The following is a 17,908-nucleotide window of genomic DNA, read 5'->3' as shown; positions in this document are numbered from 1 at the left end:
CCAGGCTCCAAATGAAGGATCACTCCAGGACGTAAGTTCCGTCATTATTGCCTCCGGATCGGATCGCCGCAGGAACGTGGGGGGAGAGTTGATCATACGTCCGAGGGAGTTATCAGGATTTTACTTTACATAATGCTGATTATCGGCGTTACGAATGGAGGTCCGGAAGGGGGTGTGAAACTTCCGTGGATGGCCACGGCGTAAGTCTTGCCGGGCGACTGAAAGTCGGCAGGTCGGGACGTTTTTAGCCACAGGTGCAGCGCAAGAAGGAACTCAACCGGCGCTGACTTCATGCCGAAGATTTGGCCCATGTGTCTGCTCCGCGGCTGTTGTCTGCAAACGATAACGTGGCTCTGCTGAAACTCGCCGCCAACCCCGAACCGCCGACACTCAATCTGCCTCGAATTCCACTGGGCATGGGTGCCGGGAGGTCTTGGAGGGAATACCCGCCTGCCGGGGTAACTTGACATAATGTCTGAAGATCTCAGCTCCGGCCTCCCGGCTGATGATTGTCCAGGCATCGGCGATCGTTTGTTCACCGAGCTGGAGAATCGTCCGCGTTGCCTTGGTAACCGTCACGGCGGGCTTCGTTGCCGCGGCGGAAATCGCCCTGGTTGCCTTTAACTTCTGCAGATGCTGTTGTGAACGGAAGGGCCAGCCGGCACCCGTACCCTCTCCCCTGCCAGCCATATCCCAACCACTGCCGGTCGTAAGTAAGAAACCATGCTCATCACCAATGTCCGTCCGTGGGGCGGGAACGCCGTGGACGTCGAGATCCGCGATGGGCTGATTGCTGCACTGCACCCCGCGGGGACCGCCGCGGCCAGTACCGCGACTGCCGGTGGCGCAGTGGACGGGCGGCACCGGATCGCCATTCCTGCCTTCACAGACGTCCACGTCCACCTCGATTCGACCCGGATCGGGCTGCCGTTCCGGGAACACACCGGCGCGCCCGGGGTATGGAACATGATGTGCAACGACCGGGAGAACTGGCGCGACACCCCCATCCCCTACCCGGAGGTGGTGGCGGGAACACTGGAACGGATGATTGCGCGGGGCACCACACGCGTCCGCTCGTACGCCCAGATCGACGTCGACTGCAAACTGGAGCGCTTTGAGGCGGTCATGGCCGCCAAGGAACGCTTTGCCCGTGCCGCAACAGTGGAGATCATGGCATTCCCCCAGGCCGGCCTTCTGCTTGAGGACGGTACAGTCCCACTTCTTGAGGATGCCCTCAGGGCAGGTGCCACGACAATCGGCGGCATAGATCCATGCCAGCTCGACCGGGATCCGGCGCGCCATTTGGACATCGTTTTTGGCCTGGCAGAGAAGTACGGTGCCGACGTCGACATCCACCTGCATGAGCCCGGCCACCTCGGTGTTTTCAGCGCGGAACTCATCTTTGAGCGCACCCGGGCGCTGGGGATGCAGGGGCGCGTCTCACTCTCCCACGCCTACGACCTGGCCAACGTCCATCCTGACGTGACCGCCCGGCTCCTGGAGCAGATGGCCGAGCTGGACATTGCCTGGGCGACGGTCGCCCCTGCAAACGGAGGCACCCAGTTCGACCTGGCCCAGATGACTGACGCCGGGATCCGGGTTGGGTTGGGCGAGGACGGCCAGCGGGACTACTGGAGCCCTTACGGCAATTGCGACATGCTCGACCGCACCTGGCAGCTGGCCTTCACCCACCGGCTGCGCAAGGACCGGCTGATCGAGCACTGCGCGGCGATCGCCACCGTCGGGGGTGCCAGCATCATGGACCGCGGAATCCCGCGCCTCACGAGCATCGACGACCGGCCCGGCCTGGCCGTCGGGGACACCGCAGACATCGTCCTGGTCGACGGCGAAACAATCACGAGCACCGTCATGGACCGCGGAGCGGACCGCACCGTCATCCACGGGGGCCGCGTTGTCGCCGACCGATTGTCCGTTCTGCCGGGCCCGGCGGCCTAACCAACCCGCCTGTCAGCTGGCGCCCACGTAGGCTGCGAGGTGCTCTCCGGTCAGCGTTGAACGGCCTGCAACGAGGTCTGCCGGCGATCCTTCGAACACGATTTTGCCGCCGTCGTGCCCCGCGCCGGGCCCGAGATCGATGATCCAGTCGGCGTGCGCCATGACCGCCTGGTGGTGCTCGATGACGATCACCGACTTGCCCGAGTCGACGAGCCGGTCGAGCAGGCCCAGCAGGTTTTCGACGTCGGCCAGATGCAGGCCCGTGGTCGGTTCGTCAAGGATGTAGACGTCGCCCTTGTCTGCCATCTGCGCGGCCAGCTTGAGCCGCTGCCGCTCACCGCCGGATAGCGTCGTGAGCGGCTGGCCGAGGGTCAGGTAACCAAGCCCGACGTCGGCCAGCCGGTCCAGGATCTTGTGGGCGGCCGGTGTGCGCGCATCGCCGTCCTCGAAGAATTCCTCAGCCTCGGCCACCGACATGGCCAGCACCTCGGCGATGTTCCGGCCCCCGAGAGTAAACTCCAGGACCGCAGCCTGGAACCGCTTGCCGTCGCATTCCTCGCAGGTGGTCTCGACCGTGGCCATGACACCCAGGTCCGTGTAGATGACGCCGGCGCCGTTGCACGTAGGGCAGGCACCCTCGGAGTTGGAGCTGAATAAAGCGGGCTTCACACCGTTGGCCTTGGCAAACGCCTTGCGGATCGGCTCGAGCAGTCCGGTGTAGGTGGCAGGGTTGCTGCGCCGTGAACCCCGGATGCCGGTCTGGTCGATCACCACCACGCCCTCGCGCTTGGCGACGGAGCCGCGGATGAGCGAGCTCTTGCCGGAACCGGCAACGCCGGTAAGGACGCAGAGCACGCCGAGCGGAATGTCGACGTCGACATTCTTGAGGTTGTTCATCGACGCGCCGCGGATCTCCAGCGCGCCGGAAGCGGAGCGCACTGACTCCTTGAGCCGCGCCCGGTCATCGAGGTGCCGGCCGGTGATGGTGTCACTCCCCCGCAGTCCGTCGACGGTGCCTTCGAAGCAGACGGTGCCGCCTCCGGTGCCGGCACCCGGGCCGAGGTCGACGATGTGGTCGGCGATGGCGATGCTCTCTGGCTTGTGCTCCACGACGAGCACCGTGTTGCCCTTGTCGCGCAGCTGGAGCAGCAGCGAGTTCATGCGCTCGATGTCGTGCGGGTGCAGGCCGATCGTGGGCTCGTCGAAGACGTAGGTGACGTCCGTGAGCGACGAACCGAGGTGGCGGATCATCTTGGTTCGCTGCGATTCTCCCCCGGACAGCGTCCCCGATGGCCGGTCCAGCGAAAGGTAGCCCAGTCCAATTTCCGCGAACGAGTCCAAAAGGTGCTGCAGCCCGGCGAGCAGCGGGGCCACGGACGGCTCGTCCAGGCCCCGGACCCAGTCGGCCAGGTCGGTGATCTGCATCGTGCAGACGTCGGCGATGTTCTTGCCCTTGATCTTCGACGACAGCGCTTCCTGGCTGAGCCGGGTGCCGCCGCAGTCGGGACAGGTCGTGAAGGTGATGGCCCGCTCCACGAAGGCGCGGACGTGCGGCTGCAGCGCGTCCACGTCCTTGGACAGCATCGACTTCTGGATCTTGGGGATGATGCCCTCGTAGGTCAGGTTGATGCCCTCGACCTTGACTTTCGTAGGCTCCTTGTAGAGCAGGTCGTGCAGTTCCTTCTTGGTGAACTTGTTGATCGGCTTGTCCATGTTGAAGCCGGCTCCGCTGAAGATGCGGCCGTACCAGCCATCCATGCTGTAGCCCGGAATGGTCAGGGCACCCTCGCTAAGCGACTTGCTGTCGTCATACAGCGCCGTAAGGTCGAAGTCGCTGACGTTGCCCATGCCTTCGCAGCGGGGGCACATGCCGCCGAGCCGGTTGAACGTCGCTTTCTCCGCCTTGGTCTTGTTGCCGCGCTCGACGGTGATTGCGCCGCTGGCCTTTACAGTGGGGATGTTGAAGGAGTAGGCGTTGGGCGAGCCGATGTGGGGCTGGCCCAACCTGCTGAAGAGGATCCGCAGCATCGCGTTGGCGTCGGTCGCGGTGCCTACGGTGGAGCGCGGGTTGGCACCCATCCTCTCCTGGTCGACGATGATGGCCGTCGTCAGCCCCTCCAGCACATCGACCTCGGGCCGCGACAGTGTGGGCATGAACCCCTGCACGAAGGCGCTGTACGTCTCATTGATCATCCGCTGCGACTCCGCGGCGATAGTGCCGAACACCAGGGAACTCTTGCCCGAGCCGGAGACACCGGTGAACACGGTCAGCCGGCGCTTGGGGATCTCGACGCTGACATCCTTGAGGTTGTTCACGCGCGCGCCCTGCACCCGGATCAGGTCATGGCCATCGGCGGTGTGCAGTCCGGATGACTGCGTATCCGTCCTCGTGGTTATGGTCATCGTCTCTCCATCTGTTAAGCCGGATAGCAGTTTGAGCGCCATGTCTGATTCTTGTTCGTCGGCGCGGTTGCGGCAACACTAACTCCGCACGACAACCGGCGGACGCAGCAGCCGCGCCCGCCGGTTGTGATCGAAAGTCCGGTCGTGATCGGAGTACGGCCGTGATCGAAAATAACTTAGGGGACCTCGTTGATGCGGATCAGGTTCCCCGCAGGATCGCGGAAAGCGCAGTCGCGGACGCCGTATGCCTGCGTGGTGGGCTCCTGCACCACCTCGGCGCCGCTGGCCTGCACCTTTTCAAAAGTGCCGTCCAGGTCCGGGGTGCCGAGCACGAGGCGGGCGTAGGTGCCCTTGGCCATCATCTCGGTGATGGTGCGCCGCTCGTCCTCGGTGATGCCCGGGTCGGCTGCCGGCGGTTCCAGGACCACAGAGGTGCCCGGCTGGTCCGGAGGACCGACGGTGAGCCAGCGCATCCCGCCGTACCCCACATCGTTGCGGAGCTCGAATCCGAGAGTGTCGCGGTAGAAGGCCAGGGAGGCGTCGGCGTCGTTATGCGGAAGGAATGTCCAGTGAATGGTGAGGTTCATGCCGCCAGTCTAGGTGCGGCCGGACGGGACCGCTTCTCGATTCCTGACCGGTCTGCTCACCTGTTTCACCACGCATGACGCCATGCCCGCCGTCTCCCCCGCCGCCTCTGTCCGGTACACACTGGGCGGCATGCCGACCAGCTCGGTGAAGCGGCTGCTGAACGTCCCCAGGGAGGAACAGCCGACGGCGAAACACACCTCCGTGACGCTGAGGTCGCCCCGCCGCAGCAGCGACATCGCCCGCTCGATGCGCCGCGTCATGAGGTAGGCGTACGGGGGCTCGCCATAGGCTTCCCGGAACTGCCGGCTGAGGTGCCCGGCTGACATGTTCACGCCGCGGGCCAGCGCCTCGACGTCCAGCGGCTGGGCGTACTCCCTGTCGATGCGGTCGCGGACGCGTCGCAGCCGCGCCAGATCGTCAAGGCGCTGTTCTGCGGCGGGTCTGGTGGTCACAATCGAGATGGTGCTACCTCCGGCCCGAGTTGTCCAGTCCCGCGGGGGTTGTCCGGCTGCGGCCGGCCCAATCCATTGTCTTAACCTGCGCTCTCGTTAAGAATGAACGAATGACGGTCTACGTGAGGGCTCTTGAAACTGCAGTTCCGCCGACTTTGCTCATCCAGCATGAGGCCCGTGACGTGTTCGCAGCGCAGCCCGGGCTGACGCGCCTTGGCTCACGGCTTGTGTCCACGTGTTTTGATTCCGCCGCCATCGACACCCGGTACACGGCGGTCCGCGAACTGACCATGGACTCCACCGCCGAAAACCCCCAGTTTTTCGATCCGCAGACCGGCCTGCTCCGGAGCCCCAGCACCAAGGCACGCAACAACCTCTTCGCCGAGGAAGCCACGAAGCTTTTCATTCAGGCGGCGGACACGGCCGTTTCCAAGTGCGACGGCATTGACCCGCCGGACATCACCCACCTCATCACGGTCTCCTGCACCGGCTTTTTCAACCCCGGGCCGGACTACAAAATCGTCCGCGCCCTCGGTTTGAACCCTGCGGTGCAGCGTTACCACCTCGGCTTCATGGGCTGCTATGCAGCCTTCCCGGCGCTCCGGGCGGCCAAATCCTTCTGTGAGGCGGACCCGGCGGCGGTTGTGCTGGTGGTGTGTGCCGAGCTGTGTTCCCTGCATGTCCGGACCTCCAACGATCCCGACACGATCATGGGATCTGCGCTGTTTGCGGACGGTGCGGCGGCAGCCGTCGTGACGGCACGCGAGGACCTGGAATCCCCGCCGCTGCTCCAGCTGGACCACTTCGAGACGGTCCTGACACCGGTGGGTGAGGATTCGATGGCCTGGAACATCGGCGATGAAGGCTTTGAGATGGTGCTCGGCAACTACGTGCCGCACATCATCGACGACCACATTGTTGGCGCGCTCGAGCCGCTGCTGGCACGGGACCCCTCGCTGCGGGAACTCGCGTACCGCGACATCACCCACTGGGCCATCCATCCGGGAGGCCGCAGCATCCTGGACAAGGTGCAGTCCCGGCTGGACCTTACCGATGAGCAGCTGCATCCGGCCCGCGAAACGCTCCGGAATTACGGCAACATGAGCAGCGCCACGGTGCTTTTCGTCCTCAAACACATTCTGGATCTTCCGTGGCGGGAGGGGGACGAACGCATCTGCTCCATGGCGTTCGGCCCCGGGCTGACGGTGGAGACCGGGCTGTTCACCAAGGTGAAGCAACCGGCGGATGAGCCTCATGCGGTGGCCGGCGAGGCCGAGCCGTCCCTGGCCTGACGGAGGTGAGAATCCCCGGAACGGGCCCAGGCATCCTTGGCCGGCGGGACACGGACGCCGTTGAAGACATGGACCGGCCGGACTGCGATCCGGACCGGCTGCAGCGCACTTACCAGCAGTTCGCGCTGGTCAACCGCGTGGTCTCCGGCTGGCACCGGCTGTACCGCACCAGGGTGCGCCCGCAGGTGGCCGGCGTGGGCACCGCAACGCTGCTGGACGTTGGCTGCGGCGGGGGCGACCTGGCCGTGATGCTCGCCCGCTGGGCGTCGAGGGACGGGATCCAGCTTCACGTGACAGGGGTTGACCCGGATGAAAGGGCCCTCCGTTTTGCCGCCGGCCGCGAGCCCGTCCCCGGCGTGGAGTTCCGGCAGGCGAGCAGCGGCGATCTGCTCGCCGAGGGCAAATCCTACGACGTCGTCATCTCCAATCACGTGCTGCACCATCTGACTGCGCCGGAACTGCAGCAGTTCCTGGATGATTCCGCCGGGCTGGCCCGCCGCCTGGCCCTGCACAACGATCTAAGCCGGAGCGCGGCTGCCTATGCGCTGTTCAGTGCCGGCGCCCTCCCGCTCACCGGCTCCTATATCCGCGGGGACGGGCTGACCTCGATCAGGCGCAGCTACACCGTTCCGGAGCTGGCCGCCGTCGTCCCCGCCGGCTGGACGGTGGAACCGCACTCCCCCTTCCACTGCCTGCTCACCTACCGGCGGCGCCCGGCATGACCGGTGTGCTGATCGTGGGAGGCGGGCCGGTTGGACTCTTTCTAGGTTCGCTGCTCCTGCAGCACGGGGTCACGGTGCGGGTCCTCGAAAGGCGGACCGGCCGGAATGCCCACACCCGGGCCATCGGCATCCATCCGCCGGCGCTCGCCGTCCTGGAGCGCATCGGCGTTGCCCAGGAGCTGATCGGCCGCGGCGTCCCCATTTGCCAGGGCTTCGCCGTGAGTAACGGCCGGACGATCGCCAGCATGCCGTTCGCCCCGGTTTCCGACCGGTACCCGTTCGTCCTCGCCGTGCCGCAGCCCGTGACGGAGGAGGTCCTGGAGCGGCGGCTCCGGGAGCTGGACGGCGGCGCGCTCGTCCGTGGCGCCCGGGTGACAGGAATGCACGACGACGGCAGCCGGGTCACGCTGAGCGTCACCACTGACGGTGCCGGCTCCACCCACTCAGCAGCTTTCGCGGTGGGCGCCGATGGCGCCTACTCGACGGTGCGGACACTTCTGGGGGTTGCGGCGCCGGAGAAACTGTATCCGGACCACTACCTGATGGGTGACTTTCCCGAATCCAGCCCTTTCGGCAGCGACGCCGCGCTGTTCCTGGAAAGCGACGGCATTGTGGAGTCCTTCCCGCTGCCCGGCGGAGTCCGCCGCTGGGTAGTCCGGCTGGGCAGACCGCCGGCACGCCCCGATGCGGAGCAGCTGGCCGCACTCGTTGTCCGCAGAACCAGCGTGGCGCTGGACCCCGGCGCGAACACCATGCTCAGCAGCTTCAGTGTCCACTCGCGGCTGGCCGCGCGCATGGTTTCCGGCCGGACAGCGCTCATCGGTGATGCGGCGCACGAGATCAGCCCCATCGGCGGCCAGGGAATGAACCTGGGCTGGCTGGATGCTCAAGCGCTGATGCCGGCGATCCTCGCCGTCGTGCGCAATGAGCCTTCCGCTGAAGCGCTGCGGGGTTTCGATGCCTCACGACGCCGGGCCGCAGCCGCCGCGAGACGCCAGGCCGAGGTGAACATGGCACTGGGCAGACCGCTTCCGGCCGGCCTGCTGCGGCCACGGAATGCGGCGATCGCCGGCATCGCTGCCGTACCGGCCTTCAACGCGTTGGTGGCCCGGCGCTTTACGATGCAATAGCACGGCGCGAGACGGCACGGCACTGCACAACGCGGCACGGCACTGCAGCACTGTGCACCGCAGCACTAGGCTGTCCCCATGACCCACGCATCTCCGCCCACGCCCTACAGCCCCGCACGCATCAGGGAGACCGTGCAGGAACTGCTGGCCGCAGAGGCCCTGCCGCCCATCGTGCAGGCCGGGCACCCGGTCCTGAGGCAGCACGCGGCTCCCTTCGAGGGCCAGCTGGAGCCCGAGGAACTCAGCCGGCTGATCGTCCTGATGAGGAAGGTCATGCATGCCGCACCCGGCGTCGGCCTGGCAGCTCCGCAGCTGGGCATTCCCCTGCAGCTGGCCGTCCTCGAAGACCAGTTCGAGATCGACGAGGTCACGGCCGCGGCCCGGGGCAGGGCGCCGCTGGAGTTCTTCGCCATGCTGAATCCGTCCTACTCGCGCCTGGGCAACGGCACGGCCGCCTTCTTCGAAGGCTGCCTCTCGCTGTCCGGACTGCAGGCTGTGGTTGAGCGTCCCGAAAGCGTGCGGCTGGAGTATCTAACGCCCGACGGCGGGCATGTCACCAAGGACTTCAGCGGCTGGCAGGCGCGGATCGTGCAGCACGAAACCGACCACCTCCACGGCCGGCTCTACATCGACCGGGCCGAGCTCCGCTCACTCAGCACGAACAGTGAGTACGCCACGCGCTGGGCCGCGCCTGGCATCGCTGCTGCCAGCGGCGAGCTCGGGTTCCCGGCCGGCACGGACTAGGCGGTACTGGATTAGCCGGCGCCGGATTAGGCGGTGCCGGCGCGGTTGCTGTCCGTCGGCAGGTACTTCGCCCACCAGGCCAGGATATGTTCGAACCGCTGCCGCCGGTGATGCGGCGTCCCCGAGCGTGACAGCTCGTGGTCCTCGCCCGGGAACACAAGGAACGCCGAGTCCACGCCCTGTTGCTTGAGGGCGGTGAAGTAGCGCTGGCCCTGTTCCACCGGGCAGCGGAGGTCATCTTCGCTGTGGATCACCAGCGTGGGCGTCCTGACGGCGGCAACCGTTGCCATGGGGCTCTGCGCGGCCACCTGCCCCGCCGCCGAGCCGACGTACTCGCCGCCGAAGAACCAGCCGATGTCCGACGAGCCCGTGAAGCTCACCGGATCCAGGAAACCCCGCTCCACGATGGCCGCCTGGAACCGGTGGTCCTGGCTGATGGTCCACGCCGTGAGGTATCCGCCATAGGAACCGCCCATGATCCCGAGAGCGCCGGCGTCCAGGGAAGAGAACTTCTCAAGGCCTCCGTCCAGGAACGCGAGCACGTCCTGCATGTCCACGGTGCCCATCCGCTCCTTGATGGACCGGCCGTGGGCTTGGCCGTAACCGGCCGAGCCGCGCGGATTGCACATCAAAACGGCGTATCCGGCCGCGGCATAGACCTGTGCCTCATCGAAGAACGCGGTGGTGTACTGCGAGAACGGTCCGCCGTGGATGTTCAGCAGCACAGGGTGCGGGCCCTTCCCCGGCGGCAGAACCAGCCAGCCGTGGACCGGGTAGCCGTCAGGGGCAGGGAACGTCAGCTCCTGCGGCTCGATGATGCCTGCTTCGGTCCGCAGTGCTGCCGAGAAATCACTGAGCAGCCGGAGCTGGCCGTCCTCGAGGACCCCCACATCCCCTGCCGTAGCGGCGTCGCTGTAGCTGATGAAGACCGTGCCCGCACCGTCCCCGGCCCCGGCGACCACCCGGTCACCATGAACAAGGAGGGAATGGTCACCCGTGGCGCTGAATTCGAGCAGCTCCACCGTTCCCTGGGCATTGTTGAGTACTAGCGCACTGTCGTTGCCGCGGAGGCCGATGGTGGCACCGGGCGCTTCGACGTCCATGTTCTCCGCGTCGCTCAAGGCGGTGGCGTCGCCACCGGCGGCGGGCATGACGTGGAGGACCGTATTCTTGGCAACGAAGTCCTGACGGGTGCTGCCCAGGTCCTGGGAAGTGAAGAACAGCCAGCGTCCGTCGGCCGACTCCCGGACGTCGGAAACGGTCTGGGCGCCCAAGTTGGCGTGCGGCACCAACGCCGGCGTGCCGCCGTCGGCCGCTACGCGGTAGATCCCGGACACCAGGTCCTGGTCGGCATCCTCATGGAGTGCTGCCACGAAGTAGATGGCACTGCCGTCGCTGCTGAAGGTGGCGCCGGTGTGGTCGGTTGCCGACGTCGTGAGCTGGCGTGCCTCCGGGAACCCGCCGGAATCCTCGCCGGATTCCGCCGAACGTTCACTCTCGCCCTCGCTCGTGCCCTTCCCGATGTCGCTCCGCTTGGCGGCGCGCCCCACTGGCTTGACCCAGGGTTCCCCGCCCAGTTCCGGAACCTCGAGCATGAACAGCTGCAGCGGCTTGTCCCGCGTGTAGCCCACGCCGTTCATCCTGTACTTGTAATCCGCGATCAACCGGGCGTCCTCCGCGCCGGATCCAACGCCGTCGAGCGATCCGTAGCGGCCCTCTTCCGGTTCCCTCGAACCGAAGACGACTCGGGTGGAATCCGGCGACCAGGCGAAAAACGTGACGCCCATTTTCCTGTCGGTCAGGGCCTGTGGTTCCCCGCCCGCGGCCTCCACCACATGAAGCTGGGGTTTGCCGCCCGGGGCGGCGCGGAGGAAAGCCAGCACCCGGCCATCCGGCGAAAAGGCCGGCGCCGTGTCGCGGAAGCCCCGGGTCACGCGGCGGGGCAGCTTTTCCGGGTCCCGGGGCACGCTCCACAGCTGGCCAACATAGGAGTCGGCGTCAAAGTCCGGACGGACCACAGACACAACCGCCCTGGTGCCATCGGGGTGGACGGCGGGGGCGGAGACGGAGTTGAGCAGCGGCAAATGTTCAGGCTTCACCCACGTGAGCCTAGCGGGTCGGGCAGCGGCACGGAACGCCGGCCGCCGAAAACATCTGCCCTAGGATTGTCCTCATGCTTTCGCGCCTGCCCGTTCTGCTTTGTCCCGTCTGCCGCCAGCAACTCCAGCCCGTCCACGACGGCGGCAACGGCAGGCTCCGGGCACTGGCGTGCCCGGAGCGCCATAGCTTCGACGCCGCCCGGCAAGGGTACTTCAACCTGCTGGTGGGCAAGGGAACCGCCTTCGAATCGGATACCGCGGAGATGGTTGCGGCGCGGGCAGCCTTCCTCGACGCCGGTCATTACCGGCCCCTGGCCGCCGCGCTGGCCAAGGCAGCCCGGCCGGCACTGAACGGGCCAGCTCCAACTGTCCTTGACTCCGGCACGGGAACGGGACATTACCTGCGCGCGATCCTTGATTTTCTGGACAGCGATGCTCATCTGGGCAGTGACGATCATCTGGGCAGTGACGATCATCCGGACAGTGACGATCGTCCGGAAAGCAGCGATTACTTGAAGAACAGGGAATCCGCGGACGGCGCCGCCCCGGTGGACGGCACCGCCCAGGTAGACGGCACGGACGGCGTGGCCGCCGTCGGGCTGGACATCTCCAAGTTCGCCCTGCGCCGCGCCGCCAAACTCAATCCGGACGCCATCAATCTGGTGGGTGACGTCTGGCAGCCGCTGCCCCTGCCTGACGCCGCCGTCGACGTCGTCACCGTGGTGTTCGCGCCCCGCAACGCTGCCGAGTTCGCCCGCGTCCTCAAGCCCTCAGGCAGGCTCATTGTGGTGACACCGCGAGCCGGCCACCTCGGGGAAATTGCCAGCCAGGCCGGAATGCTGGGCATCGACCCTGACAAAGACGAGCGCCTGGCCGAGGCGCTCGCAGGCCGCTTCTCGCCGCTGTCGGCAGAGGACATCGACGTGGAGCTGACGCTTTCCCCGGAGGACGTTACCAACCTTGCCCTCATGGGACCCGCCGGCCACCACACGGACCGCGCCACAGTGACCGACCGGCTCGCCGGCCTCCCGCCAACAACCAGGGTCTCCGCCCGGTTCCGGATCAGCATCTTCGTCCCGGCGAATATCCCCGCTCCATAACGGCTTGGCCACGTTCCTGTGCTGCCCGCCATTCCCCTGCCGGGCGCTCCGGCTTCGGTCTACGATGGAAGAAAGTTACTGAGGGTCTGCCCCGCAGCCCTCGGGATCAAGGGGGAAACGCGATGTTTGAATGGCTTGGCCAAAACTGGTGGGCACTGTGGCTCACCCTCTTCCTGGTGTTCGCCGCCGTGGAGATGCTGACCCTTGATCTCTTTTTCATCATGCTGGGCGGAGGTGCCCTTGCCGGCCTGGTGGCGGACTTTGCCGGCGCTGATTTCTGGCTTCAGATCGTGGTGTTCTGCGTCGTCTCGCTGCTCATGATTGCGTTCGTCCGACCGGTGACACTCAAGCACCTGCACAAGGGCGCGCCGGAACAGCGCACCAACATTGACCGCCTGATCGGCGAATCAGCGCTGGTCCTGGAAGCAGTAACGGCCACCGGCGGACGCGTGAAGATCGGCGGCGACATCTGGAGCGCCCGCTCGCAGTCCGGCGTCCTTCCCGAAGGCCAGCGGGTGATCGTCTCGGCCATTGAAGGTGCGACGGCGGTCGTCTCACCTCAGGCTGAGACCGCCGTCCAGTAGGCGGCTCCACTACGGGTTTCTGCCCCCGCCGCGGCGGAGCAGCAGATTGCGGCGAGTTTTCGCCAGGTTAGAGCTTCACTGAAAGTTGGGGACAAGGAGAAGTATGGATAGCCCAGGAGGAATCGCACTCACGTTCGTGATGGTGGTTCTGATCATTTTCGTCATCATCGTGCTGGTCCGCTCGGTGCGGATCGTGCCGCAGGCCCGGGCCGGCGTCGTGGAACGGCTGGGGAAGTACCAGCGCACGCTGAATCCCGGCCTGACGCTCCTCATTCCCTTTGTTGACCGGCTCCTGCCGCTGCTGGACCTGCGCGAACAGGTGGTCTCCTTCCCGCCGCAGCCCGTGATCACCGAGGACAACCTCGTGGTGTCCATCGACACCGTTGTCTACTTCCAGGTCACCGACCCGCGCGCCGCCACCTACGAGATCGCCAACTACATCCAGGCCGTGGAGCAGTTGACCACCACCACCCTGCGTAACGTGGTGGGCGGCCTGAACCTGGAAGAGGCGCTCACGTCCCGCGACCAGATCAACGGCCAGTTGCGCGGTGTCCTGGATGAAGCCACAGGCCGCTGGGGTATCCGCGTCTCCCGGGTGGAGCTGAAGGCCATCGACCCGCCGCACTCCATCCAGGACTCGATGGAGAAGCAGATGAGGGCAGAACGTGACCGCCGCGCTGCCATCCTGACCGCCGAAGGAACCAAGCAGTCCGCCATCCTGACCGCCGAAGGGCAGCGGCAGGCCGCCATCCTCAAGGCCGAGGGTGACGCCAAAGCTGCCATCCTGCGCGCAGACGGTGAGGCGCAGGCCATCCAGAAGGTGTTCGACGCCATCCACAAGGGCAACCCGGACCAGAAGCTGCTGGCCTACCAGTACCTGCAGACCCTGCCGAAGCTCGCCGAGGGCTCCTCCAACAAGCTGTGGATCATTCCCAGCGAAGTCGGTGAGGCACTGAAAGGCATCGGCAGCGCTTTGGGCGGAACCAACCCTGATCCCCGCTCCGGCGACCTGTTCGGTGCCGAAGACGGCGCCCAGACTGGCGCCCAGACTGGCGAGGCACCGGCACGGACCCAGGCCTAGCGTTCCAAGGCAAAGCAACGGGAGGTGGGCCGCAGCGGCCCGCCTCCCGTTTTCTTGTGCACGCGGCTGCGCTGCCGCACTCTCGGATTGCTGCGCGGGCCGGATTGCTGCGCCCCGCTGGAATCCGTATAATGGGATATTTGTCCGGCCGGATCAGTCCGTACGGAACAACAATGCTTGGCGAAGCGTTTCACCTAGTGATGCTACGTGAACCACACCGTAGTCCGGAGGCGCCCTTACCAGGGCTTCCGGCTAGCGCGGAGTCCGCTCCGCGAACCGATTAGAGGGAGAAATCATGAGCGATCGCAGCCTGCGAGGCATGCGTCTTGGCGCCCAAAGCATGGAGACCGAATCCGGCGTGGAGCCGGCTCCGCGTCAGCGGGTTGAGTACCGGTGCGAGGACGGCGAACAGGTTTTTGTCACCTTTTCCTCCGAAGCCGAAATTCCCCCTGTCTGGGTTTCCAAGACCGGCAAGGAAGCGCTGCTCGTTGATGGCGAACGCCCGGACACCAGCAACGAAAAGGCAGTCCGTACGCACTGGGACATGCTGCTGGAGCGCCGCTCGCTTCCCGAGCTGGAGCAGATCCTCGAAGACCGCCTCACCATTCTGCGCGAGCGTCGCGGCGAACGGCGTTCAGCCTAGCTGCTGCTAGCCAGCAGGCAGGCGCTACAGCCAAAAGGCCGGATCCGCTGCATCCACGGATGCAGCGGATCCGGCCTTTTGGGTACCAGCCTGGTTCTTTGTGGCAGCTAGTCGCGCGGACTCTTGCCCGTCAGCTTCTTCCAGCGGGCGGTCAAGCCCCACTTCGTTACGTTGATCATGGCCTCAACCACAATGTTGCCGCTCATCTTGGAGGCGCCGAGTTCCCGCTCCACGAAGGTGATGGGGCGCTCCACGATGTTCAGGCCCATCTTCGCGACGCGCCATGCCAGGTCCACCTGGAAGCCGTAACCGACGGAATCAACCTGGTCCAGGTTCAGCTTCTCCAGCGTGGTGCGCCGGAACGCACGGTAGCCGCCGGTCACGTCCTTGATCTTGAGGCCGAGCATGATGCGTGCGTACGTGCTGCCGGTCCGCGAAATGGCCTGGCGGTACAGGGGCCAGTTCACCACGCTTCCGCCCTTCACCCAGCGCGAACCCATGGCGAGGTCGGCGCCCTGGTCCACGGCCTCAAGCAGCGAAGGAAGCTGTTCGGGCTGGTGCGAGCCGTCGGCGTCCATCTCCACCAGGACGTCGTAGCCGGCGTCCAGTCCCCACCTGAAGCCCGCGATGTAAGCGGCGCCCAGGCCTTCCTTGCCCTTCCGGTGCAGGACATGGACCTGGTTGTCCCCGGCAGCGATGCTGTCCGCCAGCTGCCCGGTGCCGTCCGGGCTGTTGTCGTCAACAACGAGGACGTCCGAAGCCGGCACGGCAGCGCGAAGGCGTCCCAGAGTCTTGGGAAGCGACTCCAGCTCGTTGTAGGTGGGGATGATGGTGAGGACACGCACAGGGAGGCCTTTCCTGGATGGGAGCGGTCAGTACGCGGAGAGCCCGGCGGGAACGCCGGCTCGTAAAGCGCAACTCCCCATTATACGGGCCCCGCGGAGCGCTTCCGTGCGCGCAGCTTTTCTGTCCGCGCGGCAGGCCATGGGGCCGCAAGTGTGCGTTCGCGCTTGTCGCCCAGCGGCAGGGGCGGGCCCCGCGGAGCTTAAGTGTGCGTTCGCGCTTGGCTGGCAGCACGGGGTGGTCAGGACGCAGTGGTCAGGACGAGGTGGTCAGCTCGCGGGCTCCGCCACGGGCGGGTCCGTGCGCTACGGGCCAGTTCCTGGTGCCGCGATAAGCGGATGGAGGAACTGTTTTCTGCTGCGCTTTGGACCCGCCCCCGGAAGCTCAATGCTACGGACTGGCTGGGGGCTGTCAACAGCCCCCTGACCTGCCCGTTCACGTATCGCCGCAGGTCAGAGGCGTATTTCTGCAGTTCTTGGACGGTCATTGTGGCGGGCAATAGCTCCATGTGTCGCCGGGTTAAGCCTGGTGTCGGTCAGGCCCGGAAGGCTTCTGCGGAGAACAGCTCCAGCCCGTTACGCACGGTCTGCAGGCACCGGGGATCCGTTCCCGTGTCCAGTGCGGGCAGCAGCGGCGTGCGGGCACGGGGATCCGTGCTCCAGGACTGGACCCTGTTGTCGGCCACCTGGACCATGAGCTCATCGACTTCCCAGACGGCGAAGGTTGCCGGTGCGCCCGGTACCAGCTGGCCCGCCATGGGGTTTTCGTAGCGGGCGGCGCGCCAGCCGGCCCGCGTGTGGCCGAGGAAGGCCGCCCGGGCAGAGATCCGCTGGCCGGCGTCGTGGTGCTCGAGGCACGCCCGGACGCTGGACCAGGGACGGAGCGGCGTCACCGGGGTGTCGCTGCCGAAGCAGATGGGGACGCCGGCTGAATAGAACGACGCGAACGGGTTCATGCCCTGGCTGCGGGATCCGAGCCGCCGCTCGTAGAGCCGGCCCTGGCCGCCCCACGCGGCGTCGAAAGCCGGCTGTGCGCTGACCGTCACTGAGTACTTCGCCAGGCGGGCGATGGCGTCGGCGTCGGCCATTTCAACGTGCTCGAAGCGGTGCCCGGCTGCCCGGACCCGCTGCTCCCCCACTTCAGCGGCTGCTTCCTCGAGGGCCTGCAGGGCTGCATCGAGGGCGGCGTCACCAATGACGTGGAATCCGCCCTGGATACCCAGGAGGGAGCACGCCGCCAGATGCGCGGCCGCCTCAGACACGGACAGGTACGTCGTCCCGGTCTCCCCGGGTGCGTCCGCGTAGGGTTCGCGCAGGGACGCCGTTCGGGAGCCGATTGATCCGTCGATGTTCAGGTCCCCGGCAAATCCGCGGACCCGGACCCCAAGCTCAGCAAGGAGCGCCTCGGCGTCGGCCGCCGTCGGCGTCAATTGTCCCCAGTACGGCAGCACCTCGGGCGCCGGGCGGGAGCCTGCCGCGTCGTTCCATCCCACGGCCAGTCGCAGGTCATCGACGCTGCTGATTTTTGGTGCGCCCATCTCGGCCAGCGCCACATACCCGTTGGCCGCAGCCTCGTCCAGGGCACGCCGCTGGTAGTCCTGCAGCGCGGCCACTGATAGGCGGCGGGTGGCCTGCCGGGCGGCAGTGTGGGCCTGGCGCCGCACATGGCCGCCCGGCGCGTAGCCATCCAGCTCCGCCAGCCCGGCACTGGCAACGAGTGACGGCGAGACAAGTGCCGAATGAACGTCCACCCGGGAAAGATACACGGGCCGGCCGGCGGCAGCCCGCTCCAGCTCTCCGGCATCCGGGAGCGTGGGATCGTCCCAGAGCGACTCGTCCCAGCCATGGCCCAGCACCGCGCCTTCCCCGCCCGAAGCCGCAACGGCGTCCAGCAGCTCGCGTGCCGACCGCACACCGCCCAGCTGCAGTGAGCCGAGCGCTATGCCGGTCTCGGTCAGGTGGGCGTGGGAATCGACAAAACCAGGAGCAACGAGGGCACCGCGGAGATCGACGATGTCCATGGAGCTGTCGGCGATCGAGGTGGCAGCCTGTTCCGAACCGACCCACGCGACGGTGTCGCCGTCCACCAGCATGGCCGTGGCGAAGGGATCAGCCGCGGTGTAGACGGAACCGTTGCGGTACAGCGTGACCTTTGACGGTCCGGTCCCTTCCTGCGGGCGGGCGGGGGCATCGGCCATGGAGGCGCTCCTTGGAGAGTTCAAACGGGGTGTTGGGTACGGAAGTGTTCAGTACGGAAGTGTTCAGTGCGGAG

At 66.4% G+C, this 17,908-nt stretch carries 15 protein-coding genes; 9 read left to right on the top strand and 6 right to left on the bottom strand.

Translation table 11 applies throughout. The features are described 5' to 3' along the window. Positions 1-723 precede the first annotated feature (723 nt). Positions 724-1,956 carry an amidohydrolase family protein gene (locus tag AC57BR_RS00945; protein WP_496357914.1) on the top strand — a complete coding sequence of 411 codons (1,233 nt, stop codon included), beginning with the start codon at positions 724-726 and terminating at the stop codon, positions 1,954-1,956. A gap of 12 nt (positions 1,957-1,968) precedes the next feature. Here AC57BR_RS00945 and AC57BR_RS00940 read toward each other — a convergent pair whose 3' ends face one another. From AC57BR_RS00940 to AC57BR_RS00930, 3 genes are all read right to left on the bottom strand, one after another. Beyond that, on the bottom strand, positions 1,969-4,359 hold the full coding sequence (locus AC57BR_RS00940; RefSeq protein WP_496357913.1) for an ATP-binding cassette domain-containing protein: 2,391 nt from the start codon (positions 4,357-4,359) through the stop codon (positions 1,969-1,971). 176 nt (positions 4,360-4,535) lie between these two features. Then, positions 4,536-4,946, bottom strand: coding sequence for a VOC family protein (locus AC57BR_RS00935; protein WP_496357912.1), 411 nt, complete (start codon positions 4,944-4,946; stop codon positions 4,536-4,538). Between the two features lie 9 nt (positions 4,947-4,955). Then, entirely contained in the window at positions 4,956-5,399 is a 444-nt protein-coding gene (locus tag AC57BR_RS00930) for a helix-turn-helix transcriptional regulator (protein WP_496357911.1), read from the bottom strand. 110 nt (positions 5,400-5,509) lie between these two features. Here AC57BR_RS00930 and AC57BR_RS00925 point away from each other — a divergent pair, with 110 nt between their 5' ends. From AC57BR_RS00925 to AC57BR_RS00910, 4 genes are all read left to right on the top strand, one after another. Continuing rightward, complete coding sequence (locus tag AC57BR_RS00925) at positions 5,510-6,691, top strand: type III polyketide synthase (protein WP_496357910.1); 1,182 nt, start codon at positions 5,510-5,512, stop codon at positions 6,689-6,691. Positions 6,692-6,759: 68 nt separating this feature from the next. Then, positions 6,760-7,413 carry a class I SAM-dependent methyltransferase gene (locus AC57BR_RS00920; protein ID WP_496357935.1) on the top strand — a complete coding sequence of 218 codons (654 nt, stop codon included), beginning with the start codon at positions 6,760-6,762 and terminating at the stop codon, positions 7,411-7,413. Next, positions 7,410-8,543 (top strand): FAD-dependent oxidoreductase, encoded by a 1,134-nt coding sequence (locus AC57BR_RS00915; protein WP_496357909.1) that lies wholly within the window; start codon positions 7,410-7,412, stop codon positions 8,541-8,543. Before AC57BR_RS00920 ends, AC57BR_RS00915 begins: the two co-directional genes overlap by 4 nt. Positions 8,544-8,621: 78 nt before the next feature. Further along, positions 8,622-9,287 carry a peptide deformylase gene (locus AC57BR_RS00910; protein ID WP_496357908.1) on the top strand — a complete coding sequence of 222 codons (666 nt, stop codon included), beginning with the start codon at positions 8,622-8,624 and terminating at the stop codon, positions 9,285-9,287. 26 nt (positions 9,288-9,313) lie between these two features. On the opposite strand, the gene AC57BR_RS00905 is transcribed toward AC57BR_RS00910, so the two are convergent. Next, entirely contained in the window at positions 9,314-11,386 is a 2,073-nt protein-coding gene (locus AC57BR_RS00905) for a S9 family peptidase (RefSeq protein ID WP_496357907.1), read from the bottom strand. 74 nt (positions 11,387-11,460) lie between these two features. Here AC57BR_RS00905 and AC57BR_RS00900 point away from each other — a divergent pair, with 74 nt between their 5' ends. The 4 genes from AC57BR_RS00900 to AC57BR_RS00885 all read left to right on the top strand — a co-directional run bounded on the left by AC57BR_RS00900 (position 11,461) and on the right by AC57BR_RS00885 (position 14,794). Continuing rightward, positions 11,461-12,486 carry a putative RNA methyltransferase gene (locus AC57BR_RS00900; RefSeq protein WP_496357906.1) on the top strand — a complete coding sequence of 342 codons (1,026 nt, stop codon included), beginning with the start codon at positions 11,461-11,463 and terminating at the stop codon, positions 12,484-12,486. Between the two features lie 122 nt (positions 12,487-12,608). Continuing rightward, entirely contained in the window at positions 12,609-13,070 is a 462-nt protein-coding gene (locus AC57BR_RS00895) for an NfeD family protein (protein WP_496357905.1), read from the top strand. 103 nt (positions 13,071-13,173) lie between these two features. Then, positions 13,174-14,151: an SPFH domain-containing protein gene (locus AC57BR_RS00890; RefSeq protein WP_496357904.1), complete on the top strand. Its 978-nt coding sequence runs from the start codon at positions 13,174-13,176 to the stop codon at positions 14,149-14,151. Positions 14,152-14,446: 295 nt separating this feature from the next. Next, positions 14,447-14,794 (top strand): RNA polymerase-binding protein RbpA, encoded by a 348-nt coding sequence (locus tag AC57BR_RS00885; protein WP_003802221.1) that lies wholly within the window; start codon positions 14,447-14,449, stop codon positions 14,792-14,794. A gap of 107 nt (positions 14,795-14,901) precedes the next feature. Here AC57BR_RS00885 and AC57BR_RS00880 read toward each other — a convergent pair whose 3' ends face one another. Together AC57BR_RS00880 and AC57BR_RS00875 are read right to left on the bottom strand one after the other, a co-directional pair. Then, complete coding sequence (locus AC57BR_RS00880) at positions 14,902-15,639, bottom strand: polyprenol monophosphomannose synthase (protein WP_003802223.1); 738 nt, start codon at positions 15,637-15,639, stop codon at positions 14,902-14,904. Positions 15,640-16,172: 533 nt separating this feature from the next. Further along, positions 16,173-17,834 (bottom strand): amidohydrolase, encoded by a 1,662-nt coding sequence (locus AC57BR_RS00875; RefSeq protein ID WP_496357903.1) that lies wholly within the window; start codon positions 17,832-17,834, stop codon positions 16,173-16,175. Positions 17,835-17,908: the final 74 nt, after the last annotated feature.

Source organism: Arthrobacter sp. BGA-UO-ETr-C19 (assembly GCF_059568005.1).
This window is presented reverse-complemented; position numbering and strand designations above follow the sequence as displayed.